The following is a 22,527-nucleotide window of genomic DNA, read 5'->3' on the forward strand; positions in this document are numbered from 1 at the left end:
GTAATCATGTTCTTAACATAGTCAGCGTGGCCTGGGCAGTCTACGTGTGCGTAGTGACGGTTTGCTGTTTCGTACTCTACGTGTGCTGTATTAATCGTAATACCACGTGCACGCTCTTCCGGAGCCGCGTCAATTTGTGAGTAGTCTTTCGCTTCACCACCGAACTCTTTCGCTAATACTGTAGTGATCGCTGCCGTTAATGTTGTTTTACCGTGGTCAACGTGACCAATTGTACCTACGTTTACGTGCGGTTTGGTACGTTCAAACTTACCTTTTGCCATGATTTATAAATCCAATAAATTATGTATGAAAAAATGATGATGTGTGCCTTCGATTATAACATAGAAGAAGGCACACGCTTTTTTAATTATTTGCTACGAGCACTAATTACTTCGTCAGCTACGTTCTTAGGTGCTTCAGCATAGTGCTTGAATTCCATTGTATAAGTAGCACGACCTTGTGTTAGTGAACGTAAGTTAGTTGCGTAACCGAACATTTCAGCAAGAGGAACCTCTGCTTTAATGATCTTACCGCCACCAACCATGTCGTCCATACCTTGAACGATACCACGACGAGATGATAAGTCACCCATCACAGTACCCGCATAGTCTTCTGGTGTTTCAACTTCAACAGCCATCATTGGCTCTAGAAGAACTGGGCTAGCTTTACGCATACCCTCTTTGAACGCCATAGAAGCAGCCATACGGAACGCATTCTCGTTAGAGTCCACGTCATGGTACGAACCGAATGTTAATGTTACTTTAACGTCAACAACTGGGTAACCTGCAACCACACCCGCAGATAGTGTTTCTTGAACACCTTTGTCTACTGCAGGGATGTACTCACGAGGAACCACACCACCTTTAATTTCGTCAACGAATTGGTAACCGTCGCCACCTGGCTCTAGTGGTTCTAATTTAAGAACTACGTGACCATATTGACCGCGACCACCAGATTGTTTAACGAATTTACCTTCAACATCTTCCACTGTTTTGCGGATTGTCTCACGGTAAGCAACTTGTGGTTTACCTACGTTAGCTTCAACGTTGAACTCACGTTTCATACGGTCAACGATAATCTCTAAGTGTAACTCACCCATACCAGAGATGATGGTTTGACCAGATTCTTCGTCTGAACGAACGCGGAAAGAAGGGTCTTCTTGTGCTAGACGAGAAAGAGCTAAGCCCATTTTCTCTTGGTCAGCCTTAGATTTTGGCTCAACCGCTTGAGAAATTACTGGCTCAGGGAATTCCATACGCTCAAGAACGATAGGAGCGTCTACATCACACAATGTCTCACCTGTTGTAACTTCTTTTAAGCCCACAACAGCAGCAATGTCACCCGCAAGAACTTCTTTAATTTCCTCACGGTTGTTTGCGTGCATCTGTAAAATACGACCGATACGCTCTTTTTTACCTTTTACTGAGTTAAGTACTGTTTCACCAGAATTTAACACGCCAGAGTAAACACGGATAAACGTTAATTGACCTACGAATGGGTCAGTCATCAATTTGAACGCTAATGCAGAGAATTTCTCTTTGTCATCTGCTTTACGTTCAATCTTGTTACCGTCTTCGTCTTCACCTTGTACTGGAGGAATATCAGTAGGTGCTGGTAAGAACTCAACAACCGCGTCCAACATACGTTGTACACCTTTGTTTTTGAACGCTGTACCGCAAAGCATTGGTTGGATTTCGCAAGCAATCGTACGTTGACGTAATGCTTTAACGATATCCTCTTCTGATAATGAACCTTCTTCTAAGTATTTGTTCATTAAATCTTCAGAAGCTTCCGCTGCTGTTTCTACTAATTTCTCACGCCACTCTTCTGCTGAAGCAACTAAGTCAGCTGGAATATCTTCGTAAGTGAATTTAGTACCTTGGCTAGCCTCATCCCAAACAATCGCTTTCATTTTGATGAGATCAACAACACCAGAGAATGTGTCTTCTGCACCGATTGGGATTACGATAGGTACTGGGTTAGCACGTAAACGAGTCTTTAATTGATCGTATACTTTGAAGAAGTTTGCACCAGTACGGTCCATTTTGTTAACGAACGCTAAACGTGGTACTTGGTATTTGTTAGCTTGGCGCCATACAGTCTCAGATTGAGGTTGTACACCACCTACCGCACAATATACCATGCACGCACCGTCAAGTACACGCATAGAACGTTCAACTTCAATCGTGAAGTCAACGTGTCCTGGGGTATCAATTACGTTGATGCGGTGTTCTGGGAAGTTATTTCCCATACCACGCCAGAAAGCGGTCGTTGCCGCTGACGTAATCGTAATACCGCGCTCTTGTTCTTGTTCCATCCAGTCCATGGTTGCAGCACCGTCATGTACCTCACCAATTTTGTGGTTTACACCTGTGTAGAACAAAATACGCTCTGACGTTGTTGTTTTACCAGCGTCAATGTGCGCAGAAATACCGATGTTACGGTAGCGACTAATTGGGGTTTTACGAGCCATTGTAATATCCTTTGATTACCAACGGAAATGAGAGAAGGCTTTGTTAGCTTCTGCCATTTTATGAGTATCTTCACGTTTTTTCATTGCCGCACCACGACCTTCTGATGCATCAATTAATTCACCTGCTAGACGTAAATCCATTGATTTTTCGCCACGTTTTTTAGCAGCTTCACGTACCCAGCGCATAGCTAATGCTAAACGACGAACTGGACGTACTTCTACAGGTACTTGATAGTTAGCACCACCAACACGGCGGCTTTTAACTTCAACGATTGGTTTAACGTTGTTGATGGCTAAGTTGAAAACTTCTAAAGGCTCTTTGCCAGTTTTCTGAGCAACTTGTTCTAACGCACCGTATACGATACGCTCTGCAACTGCTTTTTTACCAGATAGCATAACAACGTTCATGAATTTAGCAAGTTCTACGCTACCGAATTTTGGATCAGGTAGAATCTCACGTTTGGGAACTTCGCGACGACGAGGCATCTTTACTTCCTTTTCTATGTGACTATTTCAGTTGAACCACTTTCGTGGCCACGGCTGCCTAATAACGAGAACAGCCCCTTACATACCGCAGTATAAAAATTTCGTAACGCAGCTGCGGCTGCACGCTCACCACCCACGGGCAGGAAGCTGATGAAAAAAACTCTAACTAAATTAAGCTTTCTTCGGACGTTTAGCACCGTATTTAGAACGGGCTTGTTTACGGTCTTTAACACCTTGAAGGTCTAAAGAACCACGTACGATATGGTAACGTACACCTGGTAAGTCTTTTACACGACCGCCACGTACGAGAACAACACTGTGCTCTTGTAGGTTATGGCCTTCACCACCGATATATGAAATTACTTCAAAACCGTTAGTTAGACGTACTTTGGCAACCTTACGCATTGCTGAGTTAGGTTTTTTAGGAGTAGTAGTGTATACACGAGTGCAAACACCACGGCGTTGCGGGCAGTTTTCTAGAGCAGGGCTCTTGCTGCTTACGCGGCTAGTTTCGCGCGGCTTACGCACGAGTTGACTAATGGTAGGCATGACCTTACTTGTCCTATTATTTGTTTATCTAATGTCTGTTTAACGTGCTGACTTTAATGCACGTATTCAGCTAAATTTCAAAATTTTTCAAATACAAAATTCGAAAAACAACCAAATAAGCGTATAAATGGGTTAAGTCTATACACCATATCGCTAACAAAAAGTAGCAAAAATCCGCTAACCTTTTACTAGCAATCAGACACCTTAGCATTTTTTTAGTCTTTCGTCAATGAAACTGTGGTTTTTCTTTCTTATAAAACAATGTGTTGTCGTACTTTATTTCTCTTGTTTTTCAAGAATTTATGTTAGAATCACTGTTTAAAGGTTGCTAATTGTAAAATTTGCGGCTGAGCAGTGCGTTTTTTATACGTTCCATGTTCTTTTATACTTTTAACTTGGTAGATACATTATGCTTATTGCTTCCGTAGAAGATGATCCAATTCAAGCTAGCTTGATTAAACAAACACTCACTCAGGCTGGGCATGAGGTTCATCACTTCAGCAGTGGTCGCGAATGTCTTGCGGCACTCAGCAAATCAAATCGTTACGACCTTTTTATTTTAGACTGGGAACTTCCTGATGTTACTGGTGTTGAGATTCTAGTCTGGGTGCGTAATAATCTCGGTTCGCAGATTCCTGTTATTTTCCTAACAAACCGCACCGAAGATTCTGATTTATTACAAGCATTCCAACTAGGTGCAGATGATTATATTCACAAGCCTTTTAGTCCTGCTATTCTGGCTGCTCGTGTAAATGCCAACTTGCGTCGCAATACTCCGACAACTCAAGTTCCTTCAGAAGTTATTGTAGGGCCATATCGTTTCGACAATAATGCGCGTAAGGTCTATTTACACGGAGAACAAATCGTCCTAGCTCCCAAAGAGTTTGAGTTAGCCAGCTTGTTTTTCCGTAACATTGGTCGCCTATTTTCGCGCGACGCTTTGAGTACAACCATCTGGAATCGTGAAATCCCTGCGACTTCACGAACCTTGGATACACACTTATCCAATGTACGACAAAAATTAAAAATTCATCCAGAAAATGGTGTACAGATTGTTGCTTCTTACGCTCTGGGATACCGCTTAGAGCTTGTTCAAGACTAATTTTAATTATGAAATTGTTCACTAAAAAATTTCTTGCGTTGGTAAGTACTTCCATTGCTTTTGCCTTATCTCTTTCTCCTGCACAAGCACAACCAGCAGGAGCAAAAGGAGAGAACTTTGTTTACATTATGCAAGCAGGTGATACTATTGGCGATGTCGCAGAACGCTTCACCAGTAAACCGGGTAACTGGCGTAAGATTAAAACAGTAAATAAAATTAGCCAAGATAATAAAGTCCCTGTCGGCAAAGAAATTCTAGTTCCGTTTTCTCTAATTGATACTTATCCAGATTCAGGTGTCATTACGAGCATCGTCGGTGACGTCACCATTAATAACTCACCAGCAGACAAAAATATTTCTATCACTGAAGCATCACGCATTAAAACAGGTGCTGATAGTACACTAACATTCAAATTAAGCAATGACAATGTCATTTCAATCGCTCCTGAGAGTATTGTATATGTACAGCGTTTACGCCAATTCTCAGGTACGGGACTTATTGATGCTATTTTCAAAACGGAACAAGGTGAGTTTTCGGCAAAAGTGGATAGCAATAACGGTGGTGTAGGCCGTTTTGAAATCCGCACACCTGTTAGCATTACTGGCGTTCGTGGTACATCTTTACGTAGTCGTGTTGACCAAGATGGTAATACTATCGTTGAGCTATTATCAGGTAAGGCTGCTGTCGCCAATGCTAAATCTAAAAAAGAAACTGCCCTACCTGCGAACAAGGGGGCTATCATTTCATCTTCAGGAAAAATTATTCAATCCTCTCTCCCTGAAGCTCCTCAATATACGGCCAAATTAGATGGCACGTCGTTAGCCATTGATATTTCTACACGTGCTGATATGCAAGGTTATATCGTGCGTTATACCGCAGATGAGCGAGGTCTAATCGAGCTAACACGCCACCATCTTCCAAACAAATCTTCAGCAACACTACCTCTACCTAGTTTATCTATGTTCTATGTTCAAGTACGTGCTGTAAATCAGGATGGTTTGTCTGGTACCGATAATACCCAACAAATCATTGTGCCAACCACAAGTGAAAGTGATTCTGCTGCAGGTGGTTCTACGCTATTAGTAAAACCTCCTCAACAATAATCATTTCTGGCTTTAAATAACGCTGATTTTTATGAATAACTCCCTTAGTTCCCGCTATCGCCGAGAGTTCTTGGGAGTAGCGTTATTTGTGAGTATCCTCACAGCTCTCATTACCTACTTAGTCCCTGTTTACTCAGCGGATCGATTTTTATATGACGTTTCTCTACGTCACTCTCATTATCGTCCTGCAAGCAAAGATATTATCATCATTGCCATCGATGACCAGAGCTTAGAACAGCTTGGTACTTGGCCTTGGCGACGCATTCTTCATGCTCAGCTATTACGACAGCTGACAAAGGCCAAAGCTGTAGGATATGACATCTCCTTCCTAGGAGAGTCTTACCATCCAGAAGATGATAAGGAATTTGCTCAGGCAATTAAAGAACATGGTCGAGTCGTCTTAGCGAGTTTTTTTAATGAAGGTCAGCCACCTAGTCTACCAGACACACCATTATTAAAAGAAACCAATCAAATCGGGTTTATTAATGTACCCATTGCCAGTGACGGGCTTGTACGAAAATTAGACCGTTGGGCTTCTGACGGTTTTGATACGAACTACCATTTCAGTTTAGCTATGTTACTCGCTGCTGGAATACCTCCTGAAACGCTAGATAAAGTGCAGCTGCCTTCTCGAGTATCTATCCCCTACGCAGGCCCCCCTAATCATTATCAAACTGTATCATATACCGATGTACTCAACTTACGCGCACCTGAAGATATGTTTAAAGATAAGTACGTCTTAATTGGTGCGTGGGCAACAGGTCTAGGGGATAAGTTTCCTACTCCTACCTCTACTGAAAGTATTAATATGTCAGGGGTTGAAATCCTCGCTAATGGTTTACAAGCAGAGATTGAAAATCGCTGGATTACAGAAGCTGATACAACCATCATTTTTCTTGTTTCGCTATTTTGGGTACTTAGTTACTGTATCATCGTCCTAATGCTTTCTCCTCGCAATGTTATTTTTGCAAGCTTAGCATTAGTTGCTATTTTACTAGCTACCCATCTTGCTATCCTCAAATACTGTAACCTATGGATTCGCCTAGACCCGAGTCTCATCGTCATTCTCCTTGTCTACCCTCTCTGGAACTGGAGAATGCAAGAACTTGTGCTCAAGCAAATGCATAGAGAGATTACTGAGCTAGATAATGAGCGCTCTCTACTCTCAATGGAGCATGTTCATATTACTAGTCCCGCATCCTCAACGGGCGGACTAAATACTTTTGATGCTCATATTAATCGCTTACGCTCCGCCATCACACGCGTACGTAACTTACGTCAATTTATTACCGATAGTCTCGACGGCATGCCTTATGCTTCTGCTGTATTCGATTATCAAGAACGGCTCTTACTGACTACGGCCATTACTGAAAGGTACTTTGCAGAGTTAGGTACCACAATTATTCCTCAAGAGGCACTCCCTGCTTTTCTCAATCAAATCATTAATAATGAAGAGCGCACCTCTGAAATTCTGGCACAAATTCGCCGTTGGTCATCTCAAAATATGGTTGAACCCAGCACCTTTGCACGCGAAGAGCTAGAGTTCAAAGACAAACAGAATCGCGATATTCTTTTAAAATTCACTAATACGTATATGTCAGATGGTTCAGTATCTGGCTTTATCCTCACCCTCATTGACTTAAGTCGTATCCGTGAAGAAGAACGCCAACGAGAGCAAACCATTCACTTCCTTACTCACGATATGCGAGCACCCCAAAGTGCGATTCAAGCATTAATTAAAATGCAGCAAAACCCGGAGACAGAGCTTTCGAAAGAAGATTTTTTACAGCAAGTGAATCAGCTATCTCGCACAACCTTGAACTTGGTAGATAACTTCTTATACCTTGCTCGTGCAAAAAATACATCGTATCAACTTGTCCCTATCAATCTGAATGATCTTTTGCAAAACGTCATTGATAATTTTTGGTCAATGGCAAAATCACGTCAGATGTCCATTCAGCTATCACATGATATACCAATCTGTTATGTGATGGCAGACGGTACATTATTAAGTCGTGCCTTTAATAACCTTATCGATAATGCCATTAAATATGGTAAAGATGGGATGAAAATTACCATTGATATCGCTCAAGATGAGGATTACTGGAAAATCAGTATTACAGATCAGGGTATCGGCATTGCAAAAGAGGATTTTTCTCGTATTTTCCAAGTATTCTCTCGCGTCCCTCAAATGGAAGTTGTTAAACGTATTTCAGGTTTGGGATTAGGATTGGCGTTTGTTCATACTGTTATTAATGGACACAACGGCGATATCACCTTAGAAAGTGAAGAAGGTGTAGGAACAACCTTCTTCGTTCGACTACCTATCCTGCACGATGAAGAATCTGTCTAGCTTTTTCAAAAACAGGTAAATCCACCATCTTGCCCTCAAAAGCAAAGGCAGCAAGCCCCGTTTCTTCTGCCTTTGCCAATACAGCTTTAGCCCATACTAGCTCTTGTTCTGTTGGCTGCATCACCTGATGAATAATATCAACTTGTGTAGGATGGATACATAAAGCACCCGCAAAACCCATACCTTTGGCAAAGTGCATCGCTTGACGTAATCCTTCTGGATTTTTAAAATCAGGATAGACACCATCCAAGGGAGCCGCAATACCTGCGGCACGACTTTGAACAACCATCTGTGCACGCATTTGATTCAGTAATAATTTAGCGCCCTCACTCTCATCATCTAGACCCAAATCTACCCCTAAATCTAATGCCCCAAAAGAAAGTCTAGCAACACCGCTAACTTTCACAATACTTGGAATATTCACAATCCCTTTTGCACTTTCAATAATCGGATAAACCGGCTTTCCTATTGAGGTAACACGCTCCACATCCTCTGCTTCAGTCGTTTTAGGTAACATCACCGCACTAATTTGCGCATAGGTTTTGCAAAACTGTACATCATCGTTAAACCATGGGGTATCAACACCATTGATACGTACCCATAGCGATATGTCCGTATTCGCATGTAAGAAAGTCGCTAAGGCTTGGCGTGCCTGCTCCTTAACATCAGCTGCCACCGCATCTTCTAAATCGACAATAATGGCATCTGCACCACTTGCTAATGCTTTGCTAATCCTATCAATCCGAGTCCCAGGTACAAATAAAGCGGTACGAATCAACGACATCAAATTACTCCTTTTTCTTGCATTTTTTGAATCTGCTCTTCATTAAATTCTAAGTTTTTTAGAATTTGCCATGTATGCTCACCAAGCGCAGGAATTGCCCCCATACGATAATGAAACTGATTGTTCTTGCCTGGTGGCAAAAGTGCGGGTAATTCACCAACAGGACTATCGACTGTTGTCCAACGATTTCTCGCTTGTAATTGTGGATGTTGCCATACCCCATGCATATCATTAACACTCGCATTGGCAATACCTGCTCTCTCTAATCGATTGATAATCTCCTCTTTTGATAAGGACATCAATACAGAGTCGATAATTGCTTTTAATTTATCTCGATTTTGATGGCGCAAACTATTATTTAGATAAAGCGGGTGTGTACTTAATTCTGCTTTTTCTAATACTAACTCACAAAATGACTTCCACTCTCTCTCATTTTGTAGACCTAGCATCACCGTTTGTTTATTCGCCACTTCGAAAGGCCCATAGGGATAAATCGCCGCGTGAGCAGCACCCGCTCTTTCGGGAGGCGATGCTCCGTCAAATGCATAATACAGCGGAAAACTCATCCACTCCACCATGCTCTCTAACATCGATAAATCGATATGACTACCCTCTCCCGTTTTCTCACGTAACAGTAAAGCTGACAAAATATTACTATAGGCATACATGCCTGCGGCAATATCCGCAATAGAACATCCTGCTTTTGCCATATTCTCTTTTGTGCCTGTGACGGAAATAAAACCAGACTCACTTTGAATTAATAAGTCATAAGCCTTTTTCTTTTCATACAATCCACCAATACCATAGCCCGAAATATCACAAACAATCAGTCGTGGATATTGTTGATGTAAATCCTCATAGGATAATCCTAATCGCTTGGCTGCACCAGGTGCGAGATTTTGGATAACAACATCAACTTCAGGCAATAATCTCTGCAAAATCTCTTTGGCTTCTTCACTTTTTAAATCTAACGTTAAGCTCTCTTTTGAACGATTAGTCCACACAAAATGTGATGCCATGCCTTGTACTCGCGTATCGTAAGCACGTGCAAAATCCCCCTCTCCCGGACGTTCTACTTTAATAACACGAGCCCCTAAATCCGCTAATTGCCTTGAGCAAAAAGGCGCGGCAATCGCATGCTCAAAGCTTAGTACGGTTATTCCTTCCAAAGGCATTTTGGTTTGCATGCTATTTCCTTCTATTCAAACGATACTTCTGCTTGCTGAGCGATAGTACCCTCTTGTTGCGCCCATGCACTTGCCTTACCCTCTTCTGTAATACGACCCTCTACTCTAAAAGGCGTAGGGCATATCAAGGGGCGTAATCCACGGAAAGAAAAAGAAGTGACCTTTTTGTTTGGATGTGCATGCCGGAAACCATGTAAAACATAGGTAGCAATCATCGGACCATGTACCACTAAACCAGGATAACCCTCTTGTTCTGTCGCATAAGGATAGTCATAGTGGATACGATGACCATTAAATGTAACCGCTGAATATCGAAATAACATCACACTACTAGGCTCAATGTATTCTGACCACTCCGCTCCAGTGGCTTGCTCTGTGCCGGTCAATTTAGGTGGGCTCGGCTCACGATAGACAATATCTTGTTCTTCAGAAATACAAAGCTCATCATGCTGATAATACTCATGCTTGACAGTAACAAACAATAATTTGCCTGTACTACCTTCTTTTTCCTTAATCGCTTGGATAGTAGATACTCGTCGACCAAACTGACCAATCACTAGAGGGCGAATAAATTGCAATCGCCCTCCTGCCCACATACGATTACGATTATCTGCTGGGGGCAAAAAACCACCTCGTTTAGGGTGACCATCAGCCCCTAATTCTGACAGACTTAGGGGATCAATAAATAAAGCCCAATGCCACAATTCTGGCAAATCATCTCCATCCTGAGGAATGTTTGCATTTAAACTCAAAGCTATCTTTTTAATATGGCTGGGATTAATAAACTCTTCATATACCTCTTGTTTACCTAACCATAGTGACCAATCTGTACGCATTATGCACCCTTATTTATATGTCATTTCTATATAATATATACAATCTAATCGCTTGTAGACTATTTTCTTATCATCATAGTCAAACTATTTATTTTGTAGTCAAAGAGAAGAATTATCATGCCTGATACTGAAAATAATTATAACGATATCCGCGATGCTATCCGTGATTTAATGCAGCAATTCCCCGCCGAATACTTTCGCAAAATTGATGAAGAGAAAGCCTATCCTGAAGCTTTTGTTGAAGCGCTCACAAAAGCAGGTTGGTTAGCGGCACTCATTCCTCAAGAATATGGTGGTTCAGGTCTGAGTTTGACAGAGGCAACGGTGATTATGGAAGAAATTAATCGCAATGGTGGTAACTCTGGAGCTTGTCATGGTCAAATGTACAATATGGGGACTATCTTACGCCATGGGTCTAAAGCACAAAAAGAACGCTACCTTCCTCTCATTGCAGACGGATCACTACGCTTACAATCCATGGCCGTCACAGAACCGACCACTGGTACAGATACAACAAAAATTAAAACTACGGCCATCAAAAAAGATGGTCGTTATGTGATTAATGGTCAAAAAGTATGGATTTCTCGTGTTCAACACAGTGACCTTATGATTCTTCTAGCTCGTACCACACCTTTAGATCAAGTAAAGAAAAAATCAGAAGGAATGTCCATTTTCCTAGTCGATATTGCTCAAGCCATCCAACAAGGAATGACCGTTCACCCCATACCCAATATGGTTAACCACGAAACCAATGAGCTATTTTTTGATAATTTAGAGATCCCCGAGGAAAATCTTATTGGTGAAGAAGGTAAAGGCTTTAAGTATATTCTAGACGGACTGAATGCTGAACGAACATTAATCGCTGCTGAATGTATTGGTGATGGTTATTGGTTTATCGATAAGGTCACGCAATACGCAAAAGAACGAAAAGTTTTTGGTCGCCCCATCGGTCAAAACCAAGGCGTTCAATTTCCTATCGCAAAAGCTTTTATTAATATTGAGGCCGCCAGTCTTATGCGTTACGAGGCAAGTCGTCGTTTTGATGCACATCTACCGATGGGCACGCAAGCGAATATGGCTAAACTACTGGCCTCAGAAGCATCTTGGGAAGCGGCCAATGCATGCTTACAATTTCATGGAGGATTTGGCTTTGCCAATGAATACGATATTGAACGCAAATTTAGAGAAACTCGTCTTTATCAAGTAGCACCTATATCCACCAACCTTATTTATTCCTATGTGGCTGAGCACGTTCTTGGTTTACCTCGTAGTTTCTAAAAAAGCGTTAGATTCTCATTTTCGAGAATGGTTTCTTGTAGCGAATTCAATTGCTCTTTATAAGCCTTAAAACGACGAAACCGACAAGCTTTTAAGACAGTTCTTTTTTGAGTAGCGGATAATTGTTGCCAATAAAACCGCTCATCTCGCGTGCGGTAACAGCCTAAGCAATATCCCTTTTCATTAGATTGACAAACGTTAACACAAGGACTTGGAATATCAAAAAACTCAAGCTGTTCCATCAGCACTAACCTTTTATCAGCTTGCTACGAATAATATCGTAAGCCAAATTAAATACATACGTATAAGGAAGATAAAAGAGAATAAAGACGATATCTAAAACAATCGCCTCCCATAAACCAATCCCAAGGTACCACATAATAAAAGGGATGGTCATCATAAAAAGGGTCGTCTCAAAACCTATCGCATGCAAAGTACGTACGATAGTTGTTTTGGTTAGACCTCGTTTTCGTAGGATATGATCAAAAAGTGCGTTGTAACTCATATTTAAAAGTAGTGCCATGATAGCAATCACAACCGTGACAACACCCATATCCAAAGCACTATGATCAAAAAGCCAGATACCTAGTGCTGTCGACATGCCAATCCCTAAGACTTCAAAAAGCAAGGCATAAAAAAATCGTTCTCCCACACTTTTATGGTAAACCTCATTAACACTACTCATTAAGGTCTCACTAAGGTATTTTTACCAAACAAGCTTTCTACTAATTCAACCGCAATATTCGCTGTTAAATTACGCACATCTAATGCGGGATTTAATTCAACAATATCTAAAGAGGCCATACGTCCTGTATCGGCAATCATCTCCATGCACAGTTGAGCCTCACGATAATTAGGACCACCGCGCACCGTTGTACCAACACCTGGTGCTATTTCAGGATCTAAGAAATCCACATCAAAGCTTACATGCAAATGGATATTATCATTTAAGCCTTCTAGGGCTTTTTCCATTGTATGACGCATACCCACTTCATCAATATAACGCATATCAAAAACACGGATACCCGCCTCATGGATAAAGTGTTTTTCCCCCTCATCCACGCTACGAATACCGATTTGATAAATGTTTTTTGCTTCTAAGGTTGGCACATGTCCTGACATCTCAACCAAGGCTTTAGGTCCATGACCAAACAAACAAGCCACTGGCATGCCGTGCATATTTCCGGAAGGCGTAATTTCTGCCGTATTAAAATCAGTATGGGCATCTAACCAGATAATACGCAGCTCTTTATTTTGTTCACGACAATGACGCGCCACCGCACTAATTGACCCTGCACCTAGACAGTGATCTCCACCAAGCATAATCGGCATATGACCACGTTTTAACTCAGCATAAATGGCGTCATGTGCTAATTGATTCCACTCAATCACCTGCTCCAAATGACGATAACCATCAACAGGCTTAGTAAAAGGATTAGCAGGTCCATGCAGATTACCCATATCATGCACCTCAAGTCCCATACGTTCCAACATTTGCGTAATGCCTGCTACACGTAGTGCTTCCGGTCCCATACTAGAACCACGATGACCCGCCCCAACATCTGTTGGTACGCCAATTAAACTAATCTTTTTTAGCATTTTCCCACTCGATTTGTGATGTTATTAATTCCCTCATCATAGCCTAAGCGATTGAAAATGACTACTTTTTAAACATAATGTTAAATATTTCATACGCGAATCATTAGAGGCATATAGACTGTTTACACATCATACCTTTAGCCTTATATTATGACAATTAATGCTCCTGAGATGGAAACATAATGAAAAACACATGGTTACGCAAATTATTACTTAGCTGTCTTATAAGTAGTACCTTTCTCACCCCCGCCTTAGCAGAAAAGTCTATAAAGCTAGCCAATGCCTTATCTAAGGAATCGCATTATGGTGTAGCTGCAACTGCACTTGAGGAGTCGCTCAAGCAGGCACTACCCGAAAAATTTAAAGTTGAGCATTTTGCCAATAGTGCTTTGGGAGGAGAACGTGAAGTTATTGAGGGAGTTCAGCTAGGCACTATTGATGCTGCTATCCTATCTACGGGTGCGGTTCTAAATTTTGTTCCACAAGTCGGTGTTTTAGATATCCCTTTCTTATTTAAAGATCTAGCCCATGCACGAAGTATTTTAGACGGTAAGATTGGGCAGCAAATGCTGGAGGAATTTCCTAAACGCAATATTATTGCACTAGCTTGGGGGGATCAAGGATTTCGTCATATCACTAACAATAAATTAGTGATTAAAACACCTACCGATACCAAGAGCCTTAAAATTCGTACAACAGAAAATCCTGTACATATTATGGCATTTAAACACCTAGGTATTCTAGCAACACCAATGGCATGGCCAGAAGTACAGCCAGCGCTACAACAAGGCACCGTAGATGGTCAAGAAAATCCAATCTCTGTGATTGCATCAATGAAACTCAATCAAGTACAAAAACATCTTGCCCTTACTGGTCATGTCTATTCACCTGCTCTCGTTATATTTTCACCTTCTTTTTATAATTCCCTTACTTCGGCAGAGAAAAATACACTTAAAATAGCAAGCCAAGATGCTGCTAAAGCAATGAGAAAGTTTGTTGATGAGATTGAGCAATCTGGCATTGCAAGCCTTAAAGAAGCTGGCATGATAGTAACTGAAGACGTAGATAAACAAGCGTTTGCGAATATCGTTAAAGAAATTTACCCAGAATACTATAAACGCTACTCTAAGGACTTAATTGAGCAAATTGTTGCTCAGTAAATAATTTCGCTCACCTCAAAGAGTTATTTAAAAGAAAAAGCTCCTAAGCAAAAATCACTTAGGAGCTCTTACGCTTATAAATAGAAAATCGTGCTAATTAGTACAACACGCGTGTCTTAATCGTACCCTCAATAGCTTTTAACTGATCAAGAATATCCGTTTTATCATTTTTCTCAACATCGATTACAACATAACCAATATTTGCGTTCGTTTGTAAGTATTGACCCACGATATTAACACCGTCTTGAGTGAATACCTTATTCAGACTCGTTAATACACCTGGCTTATTAACGTGGATATGCATATAACGGCTGGCCCCTTTGTTTTCTGGTAGAGATACCTCAGGGAAATTCACCGCAGATAATGTTGAACCATTGTCTGAGTAACGGACAATCTTGCTCGCCACTTCGATACCGATATTACCTTGTGCTTCTACTGTTGAACCACCAATATGCGGTGTCAGGATAACATTATCAAACTTACGTAAAGGCGATAAGAACTCCTCTTGATTTGATTTAGGCTCTACAGGGAATACGTCAATTGCTGCACCATTAAGACGTTTATCCTCAAGTGCTTGCGCTAATGCATCAATATCCACCACTGTACCACGCGATGCATTGATTAAAATCGCGCCTTGCTTCATCTGAGCGATACGCTCCGCACTCATCAAGTTCTTAGTACCGTCATCTTCTGGTACATGCAGTGTCACGATGTCACTCTGCGCCAATAATTCGCTTAAATTAGCAACTGGTCGTGCATTACCAAGCGGTAATTTTGTCTCAATATCATAGAATAATACTTCCATGCCCAATGCTTCAGCCAATACGCTCACTTGAGTCCCGATATGACCATAACCCACGATCCCAAGTTTCTTACCGCGTACTTCATGGCAACCATCCGCAGATTTATTCCATTCACCACGGTGAACCTGTGCATTTGCCTCTGGAATTTTACGCATGAGTAAAATCATCTCTCCTAACACAAGCTCCGCTACTGACCGTGTGTTTGAGAAAGGTGCATTAAAGACAGGAATACCTCGCTTAGCCGCCGCATCTAGGTCAACTTGATTGGTACCGATACAAAAACACGAAATACCGATAAGTTTTTTAGCATGGGATAAAACTTCTTCAGTAAGCTGTGTACGAGAACGAATACCAATAAAATGTGCCTCAGAAATTGCATCAATTAATGCTTGACCTTCTAACGCCTTTTTATGAAATTCAATATTGGTATAACCATTAGCACTAAGCACATCGAGTGCATTAGGGTGTACGCCTTCTAATAAGACGATTTTAATTTTGCTTTTATCTAAAGATAGTTTTTCCATGCTAAAACCTACGTTGTTGTGGTGAAAAATCAAAACCTAAGAGCTCTTATCATATCAGGTTACATTAGGGAGATAAATAGTTAACGCTTGTGATGGAAACTTTTTATGCTTATCTGTTATATAACTACCTTTTAAGGATAAGTTTATTTAAAAATTTTTACTCTTTAGATGACAATCGGGAAATTTGAGGTTGCTATATTACCCAACGCTTGGGAACAGCGAAAGTTGGGAGGAATTCTAGAGGCTATACCATTTAAAAAATATTTGAAAAAAGATGAACCAAAAGGGATATATGAAATTATCCAACAAGGAAGTGATCCAGTAGTTGGTTTTGCAAACGGAGAACCTTATAAAAATTTTGAGAGTGTTGTTATTTTTGGTGATCACACATTATCGTTATATAAACCTAATAAGCCATTTTTTGTAGCTACTGACGGCGTAAGAATTTTAAAAGGTATAAATAGCACTAACGGATATTATCTTTATACATTATTAGAAAAATATAAACCGAGTAGTGAAGGGTATAAAAGATATTTTTCTATCTTATCTGAACAAGATATTTCATTTACAGATAACTTAGAAGAACAACAAAAAATCGGTGACTTTTTCGCCCAGCTTGACCGTTACATCACCATTCATCAGCGTAAGTGAAACACATAGTTTTGCAAACTATATTTCATAGGAATAAATAATCATGTCAAAAACTGAAGTAAATCAAGAACTTTTTCATCAATACTATTCACGCTGGATTCATGTTTATAAAGAAGGAGCTATTAGAAAAGTCACTATGGCAAAATACTTACTTACCTTGGAGTGGATTAAGAAACTGAGTCCCAATCTCCTATTGTGCGACCTTAATCGCATTACTTATCAGCAACTCCTTAATGAATATGCGCATCATCATGAAAAACAAACGACAATGGACTTTCATCACCAACTTAAAGGAGCTATTTTAGACGCTGTTGATGAGGGTCTTTTATCAAGAGACCCCACTAGAAAGGCTGTCATAAAAGGGCGTCCACCTCGAATCAAAAAACCTAAATATTTAAATCAATTTGAGTTACAAACATTAATTACAAAACTTAATCTCAAAGGAGAGCTTAACTGGGATTGGTTTATTTTATTAATTGCAAAAACAGGAATGCGTTTTTCAGAGGCATTAGCAGTAACTCCAAAAGATTTTGATTTCTCTCATCAAACACTTTCAATTAATAAAACGTGGAATTACAAAGAGGGGGGAGGGTTTCAACCGACAAAAAATCGCTCTTCAGTGAGAAAAATCCCTCTTGATTGGCAAACTATTGTTCAGTTTTCAGAGCTGGTTAAAAATAAAATTGAAGATGAACCTATTTTTGCCAAAAAGAAGATTTTTAATTCAACAGTTAATAGTGTTCTTACTAGACATTGCAAGAAAGCCAATATCCCTATCATTTCACTGCATGGATTAAGACATACACATGCTTCTCTTCTTTTGTTTGCAGGCGTATCTATAGCAAGCGTGGCAAGACGTCTAGGACACTCTAATATGACCACAACACAAAAAACTTATTTGCATATTATTCAAGAGTTAGAAAATAGAGATATTGATATTGTGATGCGTTCATTATCTAATTTAAGCTAATTATTAATATCTTCTCATTCACTTACGCTGATGAATGGTGATGTAACGCTCAAATAAGGCGAAAAAGGATCCAATTTTTTGTTGTTCTTGTAGGGATGCTATTTTTACATCAAAATTTGAGAAAATAGAAATCCAATGCCGTTCGTGATTAGAAGGAACATAAGCAATGTTTTTTAATAAATAAAAAGCGTATATGGTATTAAAATTTTCATTTATTACGCTCAAAAGTTTCATTGCTGAACTCTTAATTTTGAATGAAAAATCAACGTAATGCGATGAAGTGGTGAAGTCATCAAAAATTACGACTGGATGTTTTGCTGTTGCATCTTTTATTCCTTCTGTTTCGTTTGTGTAACCTAGAATGAAAGATTGCCCAGCTGTTAAAACAGGAGTTTTATAGTTATTATCATAATCTGTACTCTTTACAATATACTTTGTGGGTTGTTCATACTTAAAAACCTCCCCCAACTTTCGCTGTTCCCAAGCGTCCGTCAGATTAGATAACTAAATGCCTCTTATAGCGCCTGGCTTTTTAACTAAGTCGTAAACATCGGTGGGTTGATATACCATCCGCCATGACCATAACTGGCTAGTAAATTCTTACGTTCTAATTTACGCACACTGACTTGTATTTGACTAGTACGTAGATACAATGGGGTATGATGTACTTTTTCAAAAATCTGATAGAGTGCCTCTTTATCTAATTCTTTACTGGTTCTTTGATGATAAATATCTGCCAAGAAATCAGAGAAATCTCTCCCCATAACGGGAAAGTCGATTTCATGAGCAAAATGAAAAAAGTGCCTTGCTATTGTTAAACATCATGCGTAAGTCATTAGCACTACTTCCGGTAAAAATAGTCTTTATTTTCGGTTGATACATATCGAGGCCTGTGCGTAAAGAACGCACTAATCCCTCCATCTCCTAAATTCGAATCAGCTCTTGAATCTCATCAAGAAGTAATAGACTTGATAGGTTATCCATTGCGATTTGATGCATTAAATCTCTGACTTTGGGTATCAAATCTACCTTTGTCTCAGCACACTCCTACTTCCAATACATCCACTCGCTTAATACCTCCCCAAAGCAATTAGCCACAAATTATACTCAAGATAAATAATTAGCTAATAAAATAGCTAATTATGCATTATGAGTATAATTAGTGACTATTTCACACTATTCTATGATAACCATTACTCCGGTAAGCTAATCCCCAACTGTTTAAATTGCTCATTCAGCTCTTTTTCTAATTGCTCGATTTCTTGCTGATTTTGTTGAAGCTGTTTTAACACCTCATCAATATCAATGACCTGCTCTTCCTCAAAAGTATCTACATAACGCGGAATATTAAGGTTGTAGTCATTCTCAATAATTTCTTCAAGAGAAGCGACATATGCATATTTTTCTACATTTTCCCTCTTGCGATAGGTATCTATAATGCGTTTTACATGTTCATCCGTCAAACGATTTTGATTTTTGCCTTTTTCAAAATGCTGACTTGCGTCAATAAAGAGAATATCTCTAGTTTTACGATTCTTCTTAAAAACTAAAATCGTAGTTGGAATACTTGTCCCATAGAACAAGTTAGCAGGCAAACCAATTACTGCATCTAGATAATTACCTTGTGCATTTGTTGAAGTATCACCAATTAATGCTTTACGGATTTTACCTTCCGCCGCTCCACGGAACAACACTCCATGAGGCAATACAATCGCCATTGTTCCTTGTTCACCCAAATGGTACAAACTATGCAAAATAAAAGCATAATCTGCCTTGGAAGCTGGTGCCAATGCTCCAAATGGTTGAAAGCGTGCATCTTTTAGTTTTCGCTCGTGATTATCCCAATTTGCTGAATAAGGAGGATTCGCTACTACCGCATCAAAACGACATAATGGTTGGTCTACTCCTTGAGCATCTATTCCGTCTGGCCAATCTGCCTCTAACGTATCCGCATTCGAAAGGGTCATATTTTTATAAGAGACCCCATGCATCATTAAATTCATCCGAGCTAAGTTATAGGTCGTTGTATTAAGCTCTTGTCCATAATATTTGATGGGTTTCGATTTAGGTAACTCATTACCCACTGTCAACAATAAAGAGCCCGAACCCATTGTAGGGTCATATACAAAAAAGTTATCTCGATTATCTGGCACATCAAGGGTCACTAATTTTGCCAAAATCTTAGACACTTGATGAGGAGTATAAAACTCTCCTCCTTTTTTACCTGCATTAGCGGCAAATTGTCCAATCAAGTATTCATAAATTTCACCAAGAATATCCCTGCCATTATCATCTTTGTATTCAATATCATCTACCAATTTCACGATATTACCCAAAGATTTTGCACGCTCATTAGTTGAATTACCCAGGCGAGAATCGCCTAAGTTAAGATCATTAAATACTCCTCGAAAATCAGCCAATGCATTCTCATTTAAGTTCGCATTTTGATTAAAGTTATCAAATAATGCTTGATAATCACTTGGCATAACTTCGGCGTTGTGAATCTTCTGCATTAGAGAATCCCATGTATCCTCTGGATTAATCGCATAACCCAACGCAGCAGAAATATCCTCCAAATAGTCCTTTAGTTCCTCACCCATCGCTTGAGCAAGGTAAGCATCATTAACTGTTTGACCTGGTGCAATATCAAGAATATGGTTATCCACCAAGTATTGCTCTTGATGTTTTGATAAATAACGATAAAACATAAAAGCAAGAATATAGTTTTTATATTCTGATGCATCCATTGTGCCTCGTAATTCATTAGCCATAGCCCAGAGTTTGCTGGTGATTGTTTGTACATTACTCATTGTTATTTCCTATTCTGCTTGTTCGTAATAATAAGATTGATCAATACCCTTCAAAAAAATATCTCTATCATCAATCTGATTGGTTAAGGCATTTTTTAATAAAAACCGAAGTTCTAAATCATTAACTGGACTGCGCTCCATAGCCTGTAAATACAATTTCTTATCAACTTTACGCCAATCCACAACTTTTTTAAGATTTTTCTTAAAAATTAAATCTAACCAAATTCTAGTAGAGTGCCCATTTCCCTCTAAAAATGGATGAATAATATTCATTTCTACATATTTTTCAATAATCTGTTCAAAGGTTGGCTCAGGAATTTTTTCAACTGTATTTAATGCTGCCTCTAAATAAAGTACATTAGCAAAACGAAATTTTCCTTTCGAAACATTTAAGTTTCTCACCTCTCCCGCAAAATCATATAAATCTTGAAATAAATAACGATGAATATCTTGTAACCCTTTTACAGTTCCAACCTCTAAGCGGTGAATATCGCCAGAATCATAAAGTCGATAGGCATTTTCCTTACTCTTTCTGTCAATTTCTTTTGTATATTCAATGGAATAAGTCATTATTAAGCCTTGTTAAACAAACATCTGTTGTAAGAGTGATTTTTTTAATGTTTTCAGATTTTCCAACTTACGCTGATGAATGGTGATGTAACGGTCAAGCTGGGCGAAAAAGTCACCAATTTTTTGTTGTTCTTTTAAAACTGGGATTGTAATTTCATATATTCTTATCTGTGGAACGGTTAATTGAGGGACACCTGTAGACTCCACATAAATATTTTTCAAATTAATTGCCTCTTCCAAAAACTTAATATCGTACTTAGACTTAGGTTGAAGCACTAACAATCTTACTACCGCTGTAAAATTCGTATATCTAGCTTTTGCTATACCTACTTCTCCTCGACCAGTAATAGTTACCGCTGGTGCTGTAAATTTAAAATAATCATAATATCCAATAATTCCATCATTAGTTAAAGCATTAGCAATAACAGGATACTTTCCTAAAGGAGTCAGTTTTTCTTTATCGACATCTCCTCCTGCTGAAAAATCTCCAACCTCCCCCAACTTTCGCTGTTCCCAAGCGTCAGTAAATTCGGGAAATCGAAGATCAGGGAATTGCTGGTTATTTTTTGAAAACATTTTTTGTAACAATCCAGTTTTCAATTTTTTCAAATTTTCTAACTTACGCTGATGAATGGTGATGTAACGCTCAAATAAGGCGAAAAAGGATCCAATTTTTTGTTGTTCTTGTAGGGATGCTATTTTTACATCAAAATTTGAGAAAATAGAAATCCAATGCCGTTCGTGATTAGAAGGAACATAAGCAATGTTTTTTAATAAATAAAAAGCGTATATGGTATTAAAATTTTCATTTATTACGCTCAAAAGTTTCATTGCTGAACTCTTAATTTTGAATGAAAAATCAACGTAATGCGATGAAGTGGTGAAGTCATCAAAAATTACGACTGGATGTTTTGCTGTTGCATCTTTTATTCCTTCTGTTTCGTTTGTGTAACCTAGAATGAAAGATTGCCCAGCTGTTAAAACAGGAGTTTTATAGTTATTATCATAATCTGTACTCTTTACAATATACTTTGTGGGTTGTTCATACTTAAAAACCTCCCCCAACTTTCGCTGTTCCCAAGCATCAGTAAATTCAGGAAATCGAAGTTTGGGCACAAGCATTTTTTTTTCATTCATTATTATTCTTTCCTTAAAAGATTTTCAAAACATAATTTCAATTTTTTAAAAGTCTCATCTATTCTTCAAAAATATGCTATATTAAAGAAATAAATGGATTGGGGGTTCCCGGTCGGCGTTATAGCCTTGGTGATTTTCATCGAGGCTTTTCG

Annotated in this window: 23 protein-coding genes; 7 read left to right on the forward strand and 16 right to left on the reverse strand. The window is 39.3% G+C overall.

Annotated elements, in window-relative coordinates:
* The 4 genes from HKX39_RS09900 to rpsL all read right to left on the reverse strand — a co-directional run.
* On the reverse strand, window positions 1-281 hold a 281-nt coding region (locus tag HKX39_RS09900), incomplete at its 3' end, for a GTP-binding protein (RefSeq protein WP_246226131.1).
* 86 nt (window positions 282-367) lie between these two features.
* Window positions 368-2,473, reverse strand: a complete 2,106-nt coding sequence (gene fusA, locus HKX39_RS09905) for an elongation factor G (protein WP_171681169.1) — start codon at window positions 2,471-2,473, stop codon at window positions 368-370.
* A 15-nt stretch (window positions 2,474-2,488) separates the two neighbouring features.
* A complete protein-coding gene (gene rpsG / locus HKX39_RS09910; RefSeq protein ID WP_171681170.1) occupies window positions 2,489-2,959 on the reverse strand; it encodes a 30S ribosomal protein S7 in 471 nt (156 codons plus the stop codon).
* Between the two features lie 171 nt (window positions 2,960-3,130).
* Complete coding sequence (gene rpsL / locus HKX39_RS09915; protein WP_023950745.1) at window positions 3,131-3,508, reverse strand: 30S ribosomal protein S12; 378 nt, start codon at window positions 3,506-3,508, stop codon at window positions 3,131-3,133.
* Window positions 3,509-3,917: 409 nt separating this feature from the next.
* Between rpsL and HKX39_RS09920 the strand changes: the two genes are divergently transcribed.
* Genes HKX39_RS09920 through HKX39_RS09930 form a run of 3 tightly spaced genes read left to right on the forward strand, consistent with a single transcriptional unit; the run spans window position 3,918 to window position 8,066 of the window.
* The gene (locus tag HKX39_RS09920; protein ID WP_171681171.1) at window positions 3,918-4,610 is read left to right on the forward strand and encodes a response regulator transcription factor; all 693 of its coding nucleotides are present in this window, start codon (window positions 3,918-3,920) and stop codon (window positions 4,608-4,610) included.
* Window positions 4,611-4,618: 8 nt separating this feature from the next.
* On the forward strand, window positions 4,619-5,713 hold the full coding sequence (locus HKX39_RS09925; protein ID WP_171681172.1) for a FecR family protein: 1,095 nt from the start codon (window positions 4,619-4,621) through the stop codon (window positions 5,711-5,713).
* Window positions 5,714-5,744: 31 nt separating this feature from the next.
* Window positions 5,745-8,066 carry a CHASE2 domain-containing protein gene (locus HKX39_RS09930; RefSeq protein ID WP_171681173.1) on the forward strand — a complete coding sequence of 774 codons (2,322 nt, stop codon included), beginning with the start codon at window positions 5,745-5,747 and terminating at the stop codon, window positions 8,064-8,066.
* Here the strand turns inward: HKX39_RS09930 and HKX39_RS09935 are convergent.
* The 3 genes from HKX39_RS09935 to HKX39_RS09945 are packed head-to-tail and all read right to left on the reverse strand — an operon-like array spanning window position 8,038 to window position 10,876.
* A complete protein-coding gene (locus tag HKX39_RS09935) occupies window positions 8,038-8,850 on the reverse strand; it encodes an HpcH/HpaI aldolase/citrate lyase family protein (RefSeq protein ID WP_171681174.1) in 813 nt (270 codons plus the stop codon). The two genes, HKX39_RS09930 and HKX39_RS09935, sit on opposite strands and share 29 nt — an antisense overlap.
* Entirely contained in the window at window positions 8,850-10,037 is a 1,188-nt protein-coding gene (locus HKX39_RS09940; protein WP_171681175.1) for a CaiB/BaiF CoA transferase family protein, read from the reverse strand. Before HKX39_RS09940 ends, HKX39_RS09935 begins: the two co-directional genes overlap by 1 nt.
* A gap of 11 nt (window positions 10,038-10,048) precedes the next feature.
* The gene (locus HKX39_RS09945; protein WP_425500278.1) at window positions 10,049-10,876 is read right to left on the reverse strand and encodes an HTD2 family dehydratase; all 828 of its coding nucleotides are present in this window, start codon (window positions 10,874-10,876) and stop codon (window positions 10,049-10,051) included.
* A gap of 114 nt (window positions 10,877-10,990) precedes the next feature.
* On the opposite strand from HKX39_RS09945, the gene HKX39_RS09950 reads away from it, so the two are divergent.
* Window positions 10,991-12,151, forward strand: a complete 1,161-nt coding sequence (locus HKX39_RS09950) for an acyl-CoA dehydrogenase family protein (protein ID WP_171681177.1) — start codon at window positions 10,991-10,993, stop codon at window positions 12,149-12,151.
* Here HKX39_RS09950 and HKX39_RS09955 read toward each other — a convergent pair.
* The 3 genes from HKX39_RS09955 to rocF are packed head-to-tail and all read right to left on the reverse strand — an operon-like array spanning window position 12,148 to window position 13,750.
* Entirely contained in the window at window positions 12,148-12,393 is a 246-nt protein-coding gene (locus HKX39_RS09955; RefSeq protein ID WP_216605091.1) for a DUF1289 domain-containing protein, read from the reverse strand. The two genes, HKX39_RS09950 and HKX39_RS09955, sit on opposite strands and share 4 nt — an antisense overlap.
* A gap of 5 nt (window positions 12,394-12,398) precedes the next feature.
* The gene (locus HKX39_RS09960; RefSeq protein ID WP_171681178.1) at window positions 12,399-12,836 is read right to left on the reverse strand and encodes a PACE efflux transporter; all 438 of its coding nucleotides are present in this window, start codon (window positions 12,834-12,836) and stop codon (window positions 12,399-12,401) included.
* Window positions 12,836-13,750 (reverse strand): arginase, encoded by a 915-nt coding sequence (gene rocF, locus HKX39_RS09965; protein ID WP_171681179.1) that lies wholly within the window; start codon window positions 13,748-13,750, stop codon window positions 12,836-12,838. Before rocF ends, HKX39_RS09960 begins: the two co-directional genes overlap by 1 nt.
* Before the next feature lie 182 nt (window positions 13,751-13,932).
* Between rocF and HKX39_RS09970 the strand changes: the two genes are divergently transcribed.
* Complete coding sequence (locus HKX39_RS09970) at window positions 13,933-14,910, forward strand: TRAP transporter substrate-binding protein (protein ID WP_171681180.1); 978 nt, start codon at window positions 13,933-13,935, stop codon at window positions 14,908-14,910.
* A gap of 97 nt (window positions 14,911-15,007) precedes the next feature.
* Here the strand turns inward: HKX39_RS09970 and serA are convergent, their stop codons facing one another.
* Entirely contained in the window at window positions 15,008-16,237 is a 1,230-nt protein-coding gene (gene serA / locus HKX39_RS09975; protein ID WP_171681181.1) for a phosphoglycerate dehydrogenase, read from the reverse strand.
* A gap of 168 nt (window positions 16,238-16,405) precedes the next feature.
* Between serA and HKX39_RS09980 the strand changes: the two genes are divergently transcribed.
* Together HKX39_RS09980 and HKX39_RS09985 are read left to right on the forward strand one after the other, a co-directional pair.
* Complete coding sequence (locus HKX39_RS09980; RefSeq protein WP_171681182.1) at window positions 16,406-16,888, forward strand: restriction endonuclease subunit S; 483 nt, start codon at window positions 16,406-16,408, stop codon at window positions 16,886-16,888.
* 43 nt (window positions 16,889-16,931) lie between these two features.
* A complete protein-coding gene (locus HKX39_RS09985; protein ID WP_171681183.1) occupies window positions 16,932-17,858 on the forward strand; it encodes a site-specific integrase in 927 nt (308 codons plus the stop codon).
* A gap of 18 nt (window positions 17,859-17,876) precedes the next feature.
* Here HKX39_RS09985 and HKX39_RS09990 read toward each other — a convergent pair whose 3' ends face one another.
* The 5 genes from HKX39_RS09990 to HKX39_RS10010 all read right to left on the reverse strand — a co-directional run bounded on the left by HKX39_RS09990 (window position 17,877) and on the right by HKX39_RS10010 (window position 22,375).
* Complete coding sequence (locus HKX39_RS09990; protein WP_171681203.1) at window positions 17,877-18,353, reverse strand: restriction endonuclease subunit S; 477 nt, start codon at window positions 18,351-18,353, stop codon at window positions 17,877-17,879.
* 41 nt (window positions 18,354-18,394) lie between these two features.
* Window positions 18,395-18,622 (reverse strand): hypothetical protein, encoded by a 228-nt coding sequence (locus tag HKX39_RS09995; RefSeq protein ID WP_171681184.1) that lies wholly within the window; start codon window positions 18,620-18,622, stop codon window positions 18,395-18,397.
* A gap of 429 nt (window positions 18,623-19,051) precedes the next feature.
* Window positions 19,052-20,668, reverse strand: a complete 1,617-nt coding sequence (locus HKX39_RS10000; protein ID WP_171681185.1) for a type I restriction-modification system subunit M — start codon at window positions 20,666-20,668, stop codon at window positions 19,052-19,054.
* Between the two features lie 9 nt (window positions 20,669-20,677).
* Window positions 20,678-21,238, reverse strand: a complete 561-nt coding sequence (fic, locus tag HKX39_RS10005) for a protein adenylyltransferase Fic (RefSeq protein ID WP_171681186.1) — start codon at window positions 21,236-21,238, stop codon at window positions 20,678-20,680.
* Between the two features lie 12 nt (window positions 21,239-21,250).
* Entirely contained in the window at window positions 21,251-22,375 is a 1,125-nt protein-coding gene (locus HKX39_RS10010; RefSeq protein ID WP_171681187.1) for a restriction endonuclease subunit S, read from the reverse strand.
* Between the last annotated feature and the right edge of the window lie 152 nt (window positions 22,376-22,527).

Origin of the sequence: Pelistega suis (genome assembly GCF_013133795.1) — a bacterium.
Taxonomy (GTDB): Bacteria; Pseudomonadota; Gammaproteobacteria; order Burkholderiales; family Burkholderiaceae_B; genus Taylorella; species Taylorella suis.

What these genes read in the sequence shown, in the direction of transcription:
- fusA (WP_171681169.1), bottom strand. Translation starts at nt 2,473, where the DNA reads ATGGCTCGTAAAACCCCAATTAGTCGCTACCGTAACATCGGTATTTCT.
- rpsG (WP_171681170.1), bottom strand. Translation starts at nt 2,959, where the DNA reads ATGCCTCGTCGTCGCGAAGTTCCCAAACGTGAGATTCTACCTGATCCA.
- rpsL (WP_023950745.1), bottom strand. Translation starts at nt 3,508, where the DNA reads ATGCCTACCATTAGTCAACTCGTGCGTAAGCCGCGCGAAACTAGCCGC.
- HKX39_RS09920 (WP_171681171.1), top strand. Translation starts at nt 3,918, where the DNA reads ATGCTTATTGCTTCCGTAGAAGATGATCCAATTCAAGCTAGCTTGATT.
- HKX39_RS09925 (WP_171681172.1), top strand. Translation starts at nt 4,619, where the DNA reads ATGAAATTGTTCACTAAAAAATTTCTTGCGTTGGTAAGTACTTCCATT.
- HKX39_RS09930 (WP_171681173.1), top strand. Translation starts at nt 5,745, where the DNA reads ATGAATAACTCCCTTAGTTCCCGCTATCGCCGAGAGTTCTTGGGAGTA.
- HKX39_RS09935 (WP_171681174.1), bottom strand. Translation starts at nt 8,850, where the DNA reads ATGTCGTTGATTCGTACCGCTTTATTTGTACCTGGGACTCGGATTGAT.
- HKX39_RS09940 (WP_171681175.1), bottom strand. Translation starts at nt 10,037, where the DNA reads ATGCAAACCAAAATGCCTTTGGAAGGAATAACCGTACTAAGCTTTGAG.
- HKX39_RS09950 (WP_171681177.1), top strand. Translation starts at nt 10,991, where the DNA reads ATGCCTGATACTGAAAATAATTATAACGATATCCGCGATGCTATCCGT.
- HKX39_RS09955 (WP_216605091.1), bottom strand. Translation starts at nt 12,393, where the DNA reads ATGGAACAGCTTGAGTTTTTTGATATTCCAAGTCCTTGTGTTAACGTT.
- HKX39_RS09960 (WP_171681178.1), bottom strand. Translation starts at nt 12,836, where the DNA reads ATGAGTAGTGTTAATGAGGTTTACCATAAAAGTGTGGGAGAACGATTT.
- rocF (WP_171681179.1), bottom strand. Translation starts at nt 13,750, where the DNA reads ATGCTAAAAAAGATTAGTTTAATTGGCGTACCAACAGATGTTGGGGCG.
- HKX39_RS09970 (WP_171681180.1), top strand. Translation starts at nt 13,933, where the DNA reads ATGAAAAACACATGGTTACGCAAATTATTACTTAGCTGTCTTATAAGT.
- serA (WP_171681181.1), bottom strand. Translation starts at nt 16,237, where the DNA reads ATGGAAAAACTATCTTTAGATAAAAGCAAAATTAAAATCGTCTTATTA.
- HKX39_RS09980 (WP_171681182.1), top strand. Translation starts at nt 16,406, where the DNA reads ATGACAATCGGGAAATTTGAGGTTGCTATATTACCCAACGCTTGGGAA.
- HKX39_RS09985 (WP_171681183.1), top strand. Translation starts at nt 16,932, where the DNA reads ATGTCAAAAACTGAAGTAAATCAAGAACTTTTTCATCAATACTATTCA.
- HKX39_RS09995 (WP_171681184.1), bottom strand. Translation starts at nt 18,622, where the DNA reads ATGGGGAGAGATTTCTCTGATTTCTTGGCAGATATTTATCATCAAAGA.
- HKX39_RS10000 (WP_171681185.1), bottom strand. Translation starts at nt 20,668, where the DNA reads ATGAGTAATGTACAAACAATCACCAGCAAACTCTGGGCTATGGCTAAT.
- fic (WP_171681186.1), bottom strand. Translation starts at nt 21,238, where the DNA reads ATGACTTATTCCATTGAATATACAAAAGAAATTGACAGAAAGAGTAAG.
- HKX39_RS10010 (WP_171681187.1), bottom strand. Translation starts at nt 22,375, where the DNA reads ATGAATGAAAAAAAAATGCTTGTGCCCAAACTTCGATTTCCTGAATTT.